The 15,240-nt window shown below is 41.7% G+C and carries 14 protein-coding genes; all 14 read left to right on the plus strand.

Going from position 1 to position 15,240, the window contains the following annotated elements; all coding sequences use genetic code 11:
- Positions 1–49: 49 nt before the first annotated feature.
- Entirely contained in the window at positions 50–2,542 is a 2,493-nt protein-coding gene (locus AAA970_RS02520; protein ID WP_338235860.1) for a TonB-dependent receptor, read from the plus strand.
- Between the two features lie 1,102 nt (positions 2,543–3,644).
- A complete protein-coding gene (locus AAA970_RS02525; protein ID WP_338235861.1) occupies positions 3,645–5,537 on the plus strand; it encodes an ABC-F family ATP-binding cassette domain-containing protein in 1,893 nt (630 codons plus the stop codon).
- A gap of 1,680 nt (positions 5,538–7,217) precedes the next feature.
- Positions 7,218–7,610: a carboxypeptidase-like regulatory domain-containing protein gene (locus AAA970_RS02530; RefSeq protein ID WP_338235862.1), complete on the plus strand. Its 393-nt coding sequence runs from the start codon at positions 7,218–7,220 to the stop codon at positions 7,608–7,610.
- A 392-nt stretch (positions 7,611–8,002) separates the two neighbouring features.
- Positions 8,003–9,913 (plus strand): TonB-dependent receptor domain-containing protein, encoded by a 1,911-nt coding sequence (locus tag AAA970_RS02535; protein ID WP_338235863.1) that lies wholly within the window; start codon positions 8,003–8,005, stop codon positions 9,911–9,913.
- A 22-nt stretch (positions 9,914–9,935) separates the two neighbouring features.
- Positions 9,936–10,364: a protein kinase family protein gene (locus tag AAA970_RS02540; RefSeq protein ID WP_338235864.1), complete on the plus strand. Its 429-nt coding sequence runs from the start codon at positions 9,936–9,938 to the stop codon at positions 10,362–10,364.
- 43 nt (positions 10,365–10,407) lie between these two features.
- Entirely contained in the window at positions 10,408–10,581 is a 174-nt protein-coding gene (locus AAA970_RS02545; protein ID WP_338235865.1) for a hypothetical protein, read from the plus strand.
- Positions 10,582–11,430: a SusD/RagB family nutrient-binding outer membrane lipoprotein gene (locus AAA970_RS02550; protein ID WP_338235866.1), complete on the plus strand. Its 849-nt coding sequence runs from the start codon at positions 10,582–10,584 to the stop codon at positions 11,428–11,430.
- Positions 11,431–11,620: 190 nt separating this feature from the next.
- Positions 11,621–11,932, plus strand: a complete 312-nt coding sequence (locus AAA970_RS02555; protein WP_338237699.1) for a SusD/RagB family nutrient-binding outer membrane lipoprotein — start codon at positions 11,621–11,623, stop codon at positions 11,930–11,932.
- 27 nt (positions 11,933–11,959) lie between these two features.
- Positions 11,960–12,436: a hypothetical protein gene (locus AAA970_RS02560; RefSeq protein WP_338235867.1), complete on the plus strand. Its 477-nt coding sequence runs from the start codon at positions 11,960–11,962 to the stop codon at positions 12,434–12,436.
- 151 nt (positions 12,437–12,587) lie between these two features.
- Positions 12,588–13,049, plus strand: coding sequence for a hypothetical protein (locus AAA970_RS02565; RefSeq protein ID WP_338235868.1), 462 nt, complete (start codon positions 12,588–12,590; stop codon positions 13,047–13,049).
- A 98-nt stretch (positions 13,050–13,147) separates the two neighbouring features.
- Positions 13,148–13,597: a hypothetical protein gene (locus AAA970_RS02570; RefSeq protein WP_338235869.1), complete on the plus strand. Its 450-nt coding sequence runs from the start codon at positions 13,148–13,150 to the stop codon at positions 13,595–13,597.
- Between the two features lie 31 nt (positions 13,598–13,628).
- On the plus strand, positions 13,629–13,793 hold the full coding sequence (locus tag AAA970_RS02575; RefSeq protein ID WP_338235870.1) for a hypothetical protein: 165 nt from the start codon (positions 13,629–13,631) through the stop codon (positions 13,791–13,793).
- 29 nt (positions 13,794–13,822) lie between these two features.
- Positions 13,823–14,185, plus strand: a complete 363-nt coding sequence (locus AAA970_RS02580; protein WP_338235871.1) for an outer membrane beta-barrel protein — start codon at positions 13,823–13,825, stop codon at positions 14,183–14,185.
- A gap of 414 nt (positions 14,186–14,599) precedes the next feature.
- Entirely contained in the window at positions 14,600–14,845 is a 246-nt protein-coding gene (locus tag AAA970_RS02585) for a hypothetical protein (RefSeq protein ID WP_338235872.1), read from the plus strand.
- Positions 14,846–15,240 lie beyond the last annotated feature (395 nt).

Here is a 15,240-nt window from a genome sequence, read left to right on the forward strand (position 1 = left end):
TTTTCAACTAAGTCATCAATGATAAAATTATTGTAAACACACATTATTAATGAAACATTTTTTATTTAGCCTGCTGTTGTTTGTTCCCCAATTGCTTTGGGCGCAGTCCAAAATTTCCGGGACGGTAGTCGATGGAGAAAACCAGGCACCATTATCATTTGCCCAGGTGGCGCTTTTTGAAAAAGACCAATTAGTAACCGGCGGGATGACGGATTTGGATGGTAAGTTCGAATTGAAGAAAGTACCCGCGGGAGACTTTCAATTACAGGTCAGTTTCGTGGGTTATCATGCTCATCAGACTGCCGTGAAGCTGGCAAAAGGAGAAGATTTGAAATTGGGAAAAATCGGTTTAGGGATAGATGCCAAACAGCTTGAATCCGTTGAGGTCACCGGACAGCGTGAAACGGCCACCCGTCAGATTGACCGACAAGTATTTAATGCAGAAGATTTTGCCACTGCCCGCTCCGGAGCAGCTACTGATCTTTTGAGAAATATTCCTTCGGTAAGCATCAGCCCTGATGGTGAAGTGAGTTTACGTGGAACTTCCGGTTTCCTGGTATACATTGATGGGAAGCCGACCCAAATTGAACCCTCCGTTTTGTTACAGCAAATTCCGGCGGCCTCTATTAAGAATATTGAGGTGATCACCGTTCCTTCTGCACGATATGAGGCACAGGGAAATGCGGGCATCATCAACATCACCACGACCGGAAATGTGATGCAAGGGACTACTTTCACTGCGGATGTGATGGGTGGGGGAACGCCATGGCATGAAGGGATGGACCCAAGAAGATATTCGGGCTCGATGAACTTTACGCATGCCAAAGACAAATGGACCTTATACGGAGGCGCAAGTTATAGCAGCCGTGATGTAAGAGGAAGTCGTACCGGGGATGCCCGTATTTTGCAGGAAGATGGTAGCTACTACCATATGCAGGCTGCCGGTGACCGTCCGGAATGGCATAGAAATGCAACAGTAAATTTGGGCGTATCTTATGATTTTAGTGAGAGCAGTAAACTGAATGCTTCTTATTACTACGGTTTTAAAGAGGAAACGCGAACTGCTGACTATTACTACCATAACTTCATCGGAGATATTGATGGAAATCCGATTGCCGGCCGTGAAAATGAGGTGATTTTTAACCCCAACACCCACGCCAAAAAAGGTGCGTTTCAGTCCTGGGCAATGGATTATGAGAAAAAATGGGAGTCGGGCATTCAGTTGAATGTGGCCGGTTTGTATGAAAAGTCCAGACTTTGGGGTGATTTGGATAACAAAAATCAGGAGTCTAATCATGAGCATGACCGTGGCGAGCTTTTGGTGCATTACCGCCAGCATGATAATAACCCATTGGATGGTTATCGCCTGAGTTTTGATTTTACCATTCCGGTAGCGGAGAATCAGAAAATCGAGACCGGTTTCCAACCACAGTGGTTGAGACAGGGTGGTGATTTTGATTATGAAGATTACAACATCTCCTCCGGGGAATGGGAAACGCCTTACAGTAATGGGGTAGACCTTCGCCGTGATATTTATGCTGCTTATGTGAACTATGGCGCTTCTTTTAATAAATTGAAGATGAATGCCGGTTTACGTTTTGAGTATACCGATCAGGAGTTGGAGCTGGAAAATACCGACTACCAAAATATCTTTGATCCGGAGCGCGAAGGCGAGAAGATTTATGAAACCAAGCAGCCGAACGTGTTTCCCTCTTTGATGCTGGATTATCAATTGGCAGAAGATCAGCGATTGATCCTGTCCGGTTCCAGAAGAATCAACCGTCCGCCAACAAAGAATATGGCGCCATTCTTATGGAGAAGACATTATGAGGTGTATGAAATTGGTGACCCGACTTTGCAGCCGGAGTACATCAACAATATCGAGGCTTCTTATTCCAGGGATATGGCTATAGTGGATGTGATGATGACGGCCTTCTACCGCGCTACTGAGAATGCTATTTTCCGCGTGAACACCGTGGATCAGGAGCAAAACGTACTGATGCGTTCTTACACCAATGCAGGTAATGATCAGGCCCTGGGGCTGGAGTTGAATACCAACTGGAGACTGGGCAGCAAGGTGAAATTGTTCGTAGGTGGTTCCCTATACGCTTATGCCATTCAGGGGGATATTTTTGATTATACCGTTGATACCAAATCCACCAACTGGACGATCAATACCAACCTGAATGCCCCGATCGTGAAGGGGCTGGCTTTTGCCTGGGACATGCAGGTGAAATCGGCTACGGTAACCGCACAAGGAGAAAATGATTTGTTCTATCTTTCCAATGTGGCACTGAATTATACGCCAAAGAAGATGGATCAATTACAGATCGCTTTGCGCGTAGAGGATGTGTTCGGCTCCAATATCAAGGGGTTGAATACTGCAGGATATAACGGTCAGGGAGATCAGATTTTCTTCCAGGATACGGAATACTACCGCTATGGCCCGATCATGGAATTAGGCCTGACTTACAGATTCCAGTCCGGAAAATCGAAGAAAGTGAAAAAGACGAACGGCTCATTTGGTAAGGAGCAGTTTTAGAAGATATTACTTCCAAACAACAACGTCGAGCACCTCAGCAATGAGGTGCTTTTTTTATTGAGTGAGCTTTTTAGGTGGGCTATTTTCCTCGATTATCCTGTATTCTTCATGCTAAAACCCTCGTTTGGTAATAGGGGGGGAAAATGATGGAATAGTTTCCTATTTCGAGTTTTATCAGGGAAGCAGATGAAGGAGGAGAAAGTAAGCCTTGCCAAATTGGGGTAAATTAAAAAATAGTAATAGGCCTCCATTGCACTGAAAATAATTTTCTTTGTTGTGCTTTTTGTATCTGACGGAGAATAATGTTTATTAATAATTAGTGGTTGAAGTGGGACTGTTTTAATGAGGTTTCATGGCAGGGAAAGATTATTACTTTTTTTGGTATGATATAGTATTAAATATAATGAAAATATGAATTTTTTGTTTTGGATGTAATGTATAAATCATAGATTTATTGAATTTTGATCCCTATTTTTGATGAGTGCACCGAACCAATAAGGAAGTAGCAAAAACAGGGGTATGTTTTATTATACCTCACTTACCAGTGATGAAATGGCTTGCGGTACCTCATTAAACTTATTCCTGTAGCCTTTTTTGACTACTTAGGTCTCGCCTATTGGGAGAAAGGGATTCAGAATAAATTAAATACTCGTTGTTTGGGCTGAAACTCAATCTTTATGGACTTCTATTTCTTTGTAAGTCCAAGGTCTTCTGTGAACAGCTTTTTGATGTTATAGTTTTGGCGTCTAAAATGGATGCCTACAGTTAGATGTTGTGTTTTGTTGAAAAAAATATAGGTGTAATTTCAAAAAATATTTATATTTCAATAATACTATTTTTTTAAAATATCAGTGATTACGGCTGTAATGGTTGGAGGTCTTATTGTTGATGGTTGTTTTTTTTCAATAAAGAGTGAGGTAAGGAAGGATCTCTTTTGGATCGATTATAATGGTGGAAATGATGCCTGACTATTAAGCCCAAGTTTTGGGACCAATTTTTTATTTGTCTATCTGAACTTTTAACATGCTCTCTAGAAAATCACTATCTTCGCCCTGATATATAATGAGTCACAGCGGCTTTGCCGCATAAAAATAGATCAGCATTGAATTACCTATCCATAGAAGAGTTGCACAAAAGCTTTGACGAGCGGTTGCTGTTAAACGGGGTGAGTTTCGGAATCAATCAGGGGCAGAAAATTGCCTTGGTGGGAGTGAACGGTTGCGGGAAGTCCACCCTGATGAAAATCATTGCCGGAAGAGAAGAGGCAGATAAGGGTGTTGTGGCCTTTCGGGAAGGGGTGAAAGTCGCCTTTGTGGCTCAGTCACCTGTTTTTAAGGAAGGAGATAGCATTCGGGAGGCGGTTTTTGATGCGGAGAATTCTACGCTGTCATTGATCAGAGACTATGAATATCATTTGGAACGCTCTGCGACGGATGAAAAGTCAGCGGAGCGCCTGCAGGAATTGATTGGCGAGATTGATGCGGCCAATGCCTGGGATTATGAGGCACAGGTCAAAACGATTTTGGGGCAGCTCGGGCTTCATGATTTGGAACAAAAAGTGGGTGAACTTTCCGGCGGGCAGCGCAAGCGGATCTCTCTGGCGAGAGCATTAATTGAAAAACCGGATTTTCTGATTCTGGATGAGCCGACCAACCACCTGGACTTGGAGACCATTGAGTGGCTGGAGCAATACTTATCTACGGCCAATATGGCTTTGCTTTTGGTGACGCACGACCGTTATTTTCTGGAAAAAGTGACCAATCATATTATTGAGTTGGATGGTGGTCAGATTTTCCAGTATCAGGGCAACTATTCCTATTTCCTGGAGAAAAAGGCGGAGCGGGAGCAGATTGAGGCAGCAGAGGTTGATAAAGCTAAGAATTTATATAAGAAGGAGCTGGACTGGATTCGTCGTCAGCCAAAGGCGCGTGGGACAAAGGCCAAATACCGTGTGGATGCCTTTCAGGATGTGAAAAAGGCAGCGCATAAGAATTTGAAAAAAGATGAAATGGAGCTCAGTGTTCAGGAAAGACGCCTGGGCGGGAAAATTCTGGAGCTGGACAAGGTGAATAAGGCTTACGACGGCCAGCCGTTCGTAAAAGACTTTTCCTATATCTTCAAAAAGAAAGATCGTATCGGGATTATCGGAAAAAATGGGGTGGGTAAATCCACTTTCCTGAATATCATTACCGGGCAATTGGAAGCGGACAGTGGAGAAATTGATCGTGGCATCAACACCCATATTGGTTATTACCGCCAGGAGGATGCGACTTTTAATCCGGAAGCCCGTGTGATTGATGTGGTAAAAGAGGTAGCGGAAGTGGTGGAGTTGGCCGACGGATCAACTTTGAGTGCTTCGGCATTTTTGAACCTCTTCCTTTTTCCACCGAAAATGCAGTACAATGTGGTTGGTAAACTTTCGGGTGGAGAGCGCAAAAGGTTGCAGTTGCTTCGCGTGTTAATAAAGAACCCGAACTTCCTGATTCTCGACGAGCCGACCAATGACCTGGATTTGATTACCCTGAATGTTTTGGAAGACTTCCTGGCGAAATTCGGAGGTTGTCTGATGCTGGTATCTCACGACCGTTATTTTATGGATCGCCTGGTAGATCATACTTTTGTTTTTGAAGGGCAGGGGTTGATCCGTGACTTTGCCGGTAATTATTCTGATTTCAGAACTGAGGAAGCGGAAAAAGAAAGAGCAAGAGTGGAGGCGGCCAAAGCGGTAGAAAAACCTAAGGCGGATTGGAAGGCTGAGCAAAAGAAAGAACAGCCCAAAAAGAAGCTGAGCTTTAAAGAACAAAAAGAGTTTGAGCAGCTCGGAGAAGATATTGAGCAGCTGGAAATTCAAAAAGCGGAACTGGTCGAGAAAATGAATGCAGGAACAGGCTCTCATGAGGATTTAGCCACTTGGGCAAAGGAAATTGAGGACATCGGAGACCAACTCGATGAAAAAGAGCTTCGTTGGTTGGAGCTTTCCGAATTTGCGGAATAGTTTAAAGTAATAGTATAATTATAAACCGTCTCATTTAATTTGGGGCGGTTTTTTTTGGTTGATATTTTTTAGCGGGTGAATGACGGACGATACATTCTTTAACCCGATTTATTCACCGCTGATATTCACCAAGTCAGTTCAAAGCGATTACTTCAGGATTTTAAATGTGCTATTCTTAAATTTTTGATAGCCCAAATTTGGGCAAGCTAGCGTTCCCCTCATTCAGCTGCTTCGTTGGAAAAAACTTGAAATAGGGAACAATTCCTTCATTTTTCCCGCCTTGCAGCTAAACGAGGATTTATGCAGGAATAAGCTGGCTTTACTGTAAATAATTGAAGGCGGGGAGCCTTGTTTCGGGTAGCACATTTAGGGGTGGGTCATCCGGCTTAAAGAGGTAGCCTGTGTATTGTTTTTAATTCTGACCTTGTGCCATTGCGGATAAAGCATCTCTTCGGCAGGAGCATTGGTAATTGCCAAAAATTGGAAGAAGAATTAAAATTGAATGGACCCCCCGCTTTTTTTGAGCGAATAGCATTGCTGTTGTTGAAAATTATCCGAATTCACTTCTGATGTTTCAAATTTGAAATCACATAATATGGTTTTTAAAAGCATCTCAGATGAGGGGGACATTAACCCGAATTATTCACCGCTATAATTATTAATTAAGCATAAGGGGTTTATTTTCAGTTCATTATAATTTATTTTCTTTGGTTGATAATAGCCCAAATTTGGGCAAGCTTGCTTTCTCCTCATTCATCTGTTTCGTTGGAAAAAACTAGAAATAGGAAACTATTCCTTCATTTTTTCCGCCTCACAGCTAAACGAGGATTTAAGCATGAACTAATCCGGGTTAATTTTTCAAATGGACTAGGCAGTTTACGGTTCTTTGATGAAAGATGGTTTTCCTGGTCGGTAATCAGGTGGTATGAAATATAGGTGTGGTACTATTTTGTAGGATCCATGTTCACTAAAATGGATATCGGGAGGATAGAGGAGGGGGCTTGGGGGAAGTTGCTTTTTGAAAATCTCATATTTTAGTAGTTTGAACGAATAATATTTTAAGCCGAAAGTGAAATCCGATTTTTTTCGGAGGTAAAATCTGGTCTTGTTAGTCATCCTTGGGAAAAGTAGTCAAAACTAGGATTGTTAATTTGGCAAAAAGCAGCTTGTTTTTTTGATGATTTTTCGTTTTTCGAAATGGATTGTTGAAAATCAAATCTCTTCTATTTTGTAATTAGAGCCCTTTTTTATTTTTTTTTAGAATTTATCAGATTAGAATAATGCAATTTTAAGAAGTTGATAAGCATGATAAATGTCATGTTTTGTTGTTATTGTTATTAGGAATTTTAGAGGATTAGTTAGTGCAATTTTTTAAATTATAAGCGACTATTTATCAGGAGATTAAATTTTTTTTGTTTGAATTAATCAAATTAATAAAGCGTTAAAATTTAAATAAAGTAGCCTTAATTTACTTCCTGCGAAACGCTGCTATTCTTGTTAGACTCTGTTAATAGGTCAATTTGTGCGCCCTCCTGAGCTGATTACCCAATAAAATTTCGCTAAGCATCTTTGCGAAGGAATAAAATATTGTATTAAATTTGAGTTAGATAAAAATGAAGAGAGGCTCATTTTTTTGTTTGAACACCTCTTCTTTTGTCATCCTAATCTTAACCACTTATTATGAAAAAAGCTTTACTGATGGCTTTCGCCATGCTGCTTACTATGTCCGCAGCATTCGCGCAAGGCCGTGTAGTTACCGGGACGGTAACTGCTGAAGAGAACGGGGATCCCATCCCTGGTGTGAACGTATTGATCAAAGGTCAGGCGACCGGTACTGTTACCGATATTGAAGGTAAGTACTCCATTCAAGTTCCCGATGCTAAATCTGTTTTGGTATTTACTTTTATTGGATTAGCCAATGAGGAAGTTGTGGTAGGCGGGCAGTCTAAGATTGACATGACCATGACAGCAGATATCAAGCAATTGACTGAGGTTGTTGTGACCGCTTTGGGAATTGAAAGAGAAGAAAAATCACTGGGTTATGCTATTCAGCAAGTTGATGGATTGCTTTAACCAGACGCAGGAATCTAACATTGTTAATCGTTATCGGTAAAGTAGCGGGTGTTCAAATTACGGTTCTGGTAATATGGGCGGTTCTTCACGAATTTTGATTCGTGGTGTAACTCTGTGACAGAATAACAGCCCTTTTTGTGGTGGACGTGTGCAATTGATAACTCAATTATAGAGATAATGCCAGTCTTCGGTGGTGGAGGTTACGATTATGTAACGCTGCTTCAGATATTAACCGGATGATATCGAAACCATGTCTGTATTGAAAGGGCATCTGCTGCTGCTCTTTATGGATCTCGTGCCTCTAATGGTGTAATCTTGATTACTACTAAAAAGGATCAAAGTCGAAAAGAATAGGTGTTTCCGTAAATTCCGGAGTTACTTTTTCTAATCCTTTGAAATTACCAAATTATCAAAATTCTTACGGTGGTGGTTACGGTGGTTTCGGTGTAAATGAAGCGGGTGAATTCGTTCCTTCATATGCAGTGGATGAATCCTGGGGACCTAAATATGATGGTCAGTTGGTACGTCATTGGGATTCTTACGATGAGTGGGATACAGAGAATTACGGTCAGGTGCGTGAGTGGAAAGCCAATCCAAATAATATCGAGGATTTCCTTAGAACTGGCCGTGTTTTTAATAACAACATTGCTTTGAGTGGTGGAAATGATAAAGGTTCTTTCCGTTTGTCTTATACCAATGTGGATACCGAGGGTATGTTGCCAAACTCCTCTATGGACAAAAACACGATGTCATTTGCCGGAACGTATAACCTTACGAAAAAATTTACCGCTGGTGTAAATGCAACTTATGTAGATCAGTCTGCAGTTGGTCGTACAGGTACTGGTTATGATGGTCGTAACCCATTCCAGCAGTTCAACCAATGGGGGCAGCGTCAGTTGGATATGGACCGTTTGGCAAATTATAAAAACCCTGATGGTTCTCAACGTACTTGGAACCGTCGTTCAGCTAGTAATCCAGCACCTAAATATGCGGATAACCCATATTGGACACGATATGAGAATTATAATAATGATAATCGTCGTCGTGTTTTCGGTAATGCTAATTTGACTTACAAATTTACAGATTATCTTTCTGTGACTGGTCGCGCTATGTTGGATCAGTATACTGATCGTCGTGAGGAGCGTATTGCTGAAGGTTCAGTGGATTTATCAGAGTATAAGCACCAAACCTATCAGGTTCAGGAAACTAACTTTGATTTGATTGCGACTTTCAACAAGCGTTTTGGTGAGGTTTCGGTGAATGCCAATGCTGGTGGTAACCGCATGAAAAAGTCCATGTTCTGGAACTATGGTAAAACAGAGGGTGGATTATCAGTGCCTAATCTTTATACCTTAGAGAATTCCGTTTCTCGTCCGACGATTTACGATCAACGCGAAGAGAAAATGATTAACTCTGTATTTGCTTCCGCTTCTGTGGGCTATATGGATATGGTTTACGTGGATGCCACTTTCCGTAACGATTGGTCTTCTACATTACCTGACGGTAATAACTCTTATTTGTATCCTTCAGTATCGACCTCTTTTGTCTTTACGGAGTTGCCTGCGCTAAATAATAGCAGTGTACTTTCTTTCGGTAAGTTAAGAGCTGGTTGGGCTCAGGTTGGTTCCGATACCAATCCTTATAACCTGATGGACACTTATGTAGCGAACCCTAACTATGGATCTGATCCAGCATTTACAGTTCCGGATACTAAGAACAATGCTGATCTAAAGCCTGAATTCCAAACTTCTTATGAATTAGGTTTAGATTTGAGATTCCTTCAGGAGCGCGTAGGATTGGATGTTACTTATTATCACATTCGTCAGACGGATCAAATTATTCCAGTAAAAGTTTCTGGTGCTTCCGGATATACTGATATGTATATCAATGCAGGGGAAATGGAAAATAAAGGTTTTGAGGTAATGTTGTATGGTACTCCAATTAAAACCAAAGATTTTTCTTGGGATGTAACCGTGAACTATTCTCGTAACCGAAATAAATTGGTGGAATTGGTTGATGGACTTGAAAATATTCGTTTAGGTTCCCTGTTTGGAGGTTCTGTAAATGCGAGAGTTGGACAGCCATACGGTACTATCGAAGGAAAAGCTTTTGAAAGAGATGCTGCCGGTAATCCTGTTGTAAATAGCAGCGGTACTTACATCAGAACTGGTGCTGATGAAGTTTTAGGTACTACAATGGCTGATTGGACAGGTGGTTTGAATAACACATTCCGTTACAAAGGTTTTACTTTATCAGCATTGGTGGATGGTTCATTTTGGAGGATCATTATTCTCAGTATCTAATTATTTCGGAAAATATTCTGGTATGTTCGAAGAAACTGCGGCGAACGGAATTCGTGAAAACGGAATGGTTTTCGGAGGCCAAATGGCGGTTTATGATGAGGACGGCGCTGTAGTAAGAGATGAAAATGGAAAAATCGTTACTGAGGGTGCTAACAACCAGCTAGTATCTGCAGCAGGTGGATTTGCTTCTCTTTACGGTACGCATGAGTCTGCTACTTATGATGCTTCCTTCGTGAAATTGAGAGAATTGTCTTTAGGTTATACTTTACCTAATAGCATGTTGGGTAAGCTTCCATTTAGAGATGTAACCCTTTCTGTAAACGGAAGAAACTTAGCGATTCTTTACAGCAACGTTCCTCATATCGATCCAGAGGCTGCGGTTAACGCTGGTAACGTACAGGGTCTTGAGGGGGCGCAGGTTCCTTCAGCACGTACTTGGGTTTCAACTTGAAATTCAAACTGTAATCCTATCCATCACCTAGATTTTCAATAATATGAAATTAGTTTCAAATAAAATAAAAGTATTGGGTTTGGGAGCAGCGCTTTCTATGGCTGCTTGTACCTCTGGTTTTGAGGAGGCGAATACAAATCCATATCAACCCACTGAGGTTCCAACAGCTTATTTAATGACCAATGCTCAAAAACATGATGGACTTAACATGGGATGAGTGGCAGAATGGTCGTATGGGAATGTTGGTGAGCCAGTATTGGCTCAGAATGATTACCCGGAAGAATCTCACTATAACTGGGCAGGTAGAGCAAGTATGTTTAATAATACCTGGAACCGTTTATATGCAAGACCATTGCGCGATTTTCAAGAAATTCTTGATTTGATGCAAAGTGAAAATGCAGCATCCTATGAAGCTTCCGGAGCTGCAGTCAACCAAATTGCAGTTGCCACCATTTTGAGAGCCTGGGTTTTACAAAACCTTACTGACCTTTGGGGGCCAATTCCTTACACGGATGCTCTTCAGGGATCTGATCAAAAGTCTCCGGCTTATGACTCTCAGGAAGCAGTATACAAAGGTGTTTTGGCTGAATTGGAAAATGCTGTAGCGATGATTGATGCAGACAAAGCCGGAATGGAAGGTGATTTGATTTTTGGAGGGGATATGACCAAATGGAAAAAATTTGGTAATTCTCTTCGATTAAGAATGGCCTTGAGAATGGCAGATGTTGACCCGGCAACCGCCAAGACTCATGGCGAGGCAGCGATCGCTTCGGGTTTGATGACTTCTGTGGCTGATAATGCTGAATTCCCATATTTGACATCAGCACCTAACCAAAACCCATTATATGATAACCGCATCAATGGCGGTCGTAACGACTTTGCTCCTTCTGAGGCATTGTTGGAAACAATGAATGCATTCAATGATCCGCGTCGACCAATGTACGCCACTAAAGCCACTACCGGCGCGAATGCAGGTCAGTATAAAGGGCTTACTTACGGTCTTACCCGTGAGCAAGTGACGGCTATTCCATTATTCCGCTACCTCTCAGCCATCAGATTATGTTGAGGCTTCAGCGGATGCTCCTGGTTTTATTTTAAAGTATGATGAGGTAGAGTTCAACCTGGCTCATGCGAAAGAATTGGGATGGAATGTTTTCCGGTAGTGCTGCTGATCATTATTATAAAGGAATTACGGCCTCTCTACAGGCTGGGGAGTTTCAGACCTAGCGATTTCAGCCTATCTAGAACAATCGGCTATTCAATACAATGCTGCTGAATGGAAGCAGTCAATTGGAGTTCAAAAATGGTTGGCTTTGTATATGCAGGGTCAGGAAGGCTGGTCTTGCTACCGCCAATTTGATTTTGCAGATGTACTTTACGCACCAGCAGAGAAAAACGCTTTCGAGAAATTGGCTAACAGTGCGGTACCAACACGTTGGACTTATCCGGCAGATGAAGGGAACCTGAATGCTGCCAATATGAATGAAGGCGCTGCAATGCTTGACAATGGTGACGTACTTTATTCAAAGATGTGGTGGGATGTTAATCCAGCTGCCCCTTTAAAGTAATCTATAACAACATTTGAATTCACAATTATGAATAAGATATTAAAAAGTTTGGCTTTCGTGGCGGTAGCGGGTTTGGCGCTTTCCGCATGTACGGATCCCGAGGAGTCTTTTGATGTTTCAGTTCCTTCTGAATCGTTCCACGTGGCAGGTAATTATGCATTTACAGAGCTTGATCCCATCAAATTGTCGGTACCTTTAGAGGGCAATCCTTCCAAGGTTACGTTCATGGCAAATGGAGAAGAGATGGAAATGGTAGTGGCTGATGGCCTAGCGACCTATACAGGAACCTATGGGGATTTTGGTCTTGCGAATGAATCCGGCAAAAATAAATTAAGCATTGATTTTCGTTGTTACCAGCCTGATGGCTACATCGTTAAACATTCCGGTTTTTCTTTAGTAGATGCCAATAGCATCGAAATTGACGCACTGGTATATAACGAGGAGACATACGAAGCATTTGTGAGTATGGCGCGGTTGTATCTTCTGCTGAGGCGGCTGATATAAAATTGAAGTGGCCCTTAACAGTGGTGATTACGTTGAATTAGACCAAGACGAGATCGAAACTGTTACTGATAAGGATTCAGGTGATTTTCCTTGGATACAAAATCAGTAACGAAGGGGTTAATATCGGTATGATTGGTGATACCCTTAAGTAATGTTTACCTCCTCTAATGAGTTTGGAAGTAATACGGTAATGAATTACGGGATTGTAAGTAAATGGACATTCAGTGGCAATGCCGCCAATACTTTCACAAGCGCCACTCCTTATTATGATCTAGTAAGTAGCAAAGTAGTAGCTCCAGGAAGTGATTTTGATGTCATGTATACTGCAAATGGTATCGAAGCCGGAGATGACACTAAACTTGTAGTATTAGCGGATGGTTTCGATGTAAATAACCGTTATGAAGTGCAAGGACTTGATTTTGCTGCAGGTGTGGACAAAATCGATTTTGATGCGCCAGGTGCCGTTTTTTGCCTATCGTACCATGAGAGTGGTGGAAGAAGAGATGAAGATGGTAACAAAATGGATGTGACTTATTACTATTATGGAACAGCTTCTATTGATAATTATGTGTTATCTACAGGAGTAGACCATACTTTTGATTTGTCTATCTAAAGCATATGGATGGCGTAAAAGCGCCGGCATTATAATAAAAATTAAGAATGGATAATGTTGAGCCCCGGGATTTGTCTCGGGGTTTTTTATATTTCGAAATGAATAAAAACCTACTTTTTATTTGTTTTATTATCTTTACGTCTACCATTGTTTTTGGCCAGCGTAATGGTGGTGCGCAATTTACACAGGGATTGCTGAACTCCTCGGCCAATAATGTGGGGCGTTACGGTCAATTGGGACAAGCTTTAGAAAAGCATATTAATCAAAAGTCAGAGACTAAGGAGGAGAAGATTCCTTTGGTGGTCTCGGTTTTAGATATTGATCATCCGGATATTTCTGAAAAATATATTCGGGAAAAATATCCAAGTCTGGAATTTGAGGCTTTTGAAGGTGATTTTACCCTGCCTGAGGGTTTAACAGAAAATACCTTTATTCTGTATTGGGGCCTCAGCACAGAAAAGTCAAGTGAGAAATATATTCACGTAATGCTCGGGGAAGAATTTTCCGGGACAGTTCCAATTCTATCTGGATCTAGATGGGAATCGTGATTTTTCTTTACCGCCAGCATGATAATAACCATTGGATGGTTATCGCCTGAGTTTTGATTTTACCATTCCGGTAGCGGAGAATCAGAAAATCGAGACCGGTTTCCAACCACAGTGGTTGAGACAGGGTGGTGATTTTGATTATGAAGATTACAACATCTCCTCCGGGAATGGGAAACGCCTTACAGTAATGGGGTAGACCTTCGCCGTGATATTTATGCTGCTTATGTGAACTATGGCGCTTCTTTTAATAAATTGAAGATGAATGCCGGTTTACGTTTTGAGTATACCGATCAGGAGTTGGAGCTGGAAAATACCGACTACCAAAATATCTTTGATCCGGAGCGCGAAGGCGAGAGATTTATGAAACCAGCAGACCGAACTGTTTCCCTCTTTGATGCTGGATTATCAATTGGCAGAAGATCAGCGATTGTCCTGTCCGGTTCCAGAAGAATCAACCGTCCGCCAACAAAGAATATGGCGCCATTCTTATGGAGAACAATTTATGAGGTGTATGAATTGGTGACCCGACTTTGCAGCCGGAGTACATCAACAATATCGAGGCTTCTTATTCCAGGGATATGGCTATAGTGGATGTGATGATGACGGCCTTTCTACCGCGCTACTGAGAATGCTATTTTCCGCGTGAACACCGGGATCAGGAGCAAAACGTACTGATGCGTTCTTACACCAATGCAGGTATGATCAGGCCCTGGGGCTGGAGTTGATACCAACTGGAGACTGGGCAGCAAGTGAAATTGTTCGTAGGTGGTTCCCTATACGCTTATGCCATTCAGGGGATATTTTGATTATTACCGTTGTACCAAATCCACCAACTGGACGATCATACCAACCTGAATGCCCGATCGTGAAGGGGCTGGCTTTTTTGCCTGGGACATGCAGGTGAATCGGCTACGGTAACGCACAAGGAGAAAATGATTTGTTCTATCTTTCCAATGTGGCACTGAATTATACGCCAAAGAAGATGATCAATTACAGATCGCTTTGCGCGTAGAGGATGTGTTCGGCTCCAATATCAAGGGGTTGAATACTGCAGGATATAACGGTCAGGGAGATCAGATTTTCTTCCAGGATACGGATACTACCGCTATGCCCGATCATGGAATTAGGCCTGACTTACAGATTCCAGTCCGGAAAATCGAAGAAAGTGAAAAGACGAACGGCTCATTTGGTAAGGAGCAGTTTAGAAGATATTACTTCCAACAACAACGTCGAGCACCTCAGCAATGAGGTGCTTTTTTTTATTGAGTGAGCTTTTTAGGTGGGCTATTTTCCTCGATTATCCTGTATTCTTCATGCTAAAACCCTCGTTTGGTAATAGGGGGGGAAAATGATGGAATAGTTTCCTATTTCGAGTTTTATCAGGGAAGCAGATGAAGGAGGAGAAAGTAAGCCTTGCCAAATTGGGGTAAATTAAAAAATAGTAATAGGCCTCCATTGCACTGAAAATAATTTTCTTTGTTGTGCTTTTTGTATCTGACGGAGAATAATGTTTATTAATAATTAGTGGTTGAAGTGGGACTGTTTTAATGAGGTTTCATGGCAGGGAAAGATTATTACTTTTTTTGGTATGATATAGTATTAATATAATGAAAATATGAATTTTTTGTTTTGGATGTAATGTA

The sequence above is a fragment of the Persicobacter diffluens genome (assembly GCF_036244895.1).
GTDB classification, from domain to species: Bacteria; Bacteroidota; Bacteroidia; order Cytophagales; family Cyclobacteriaceae; genus Persicobacter; species Persicobacter diffluens.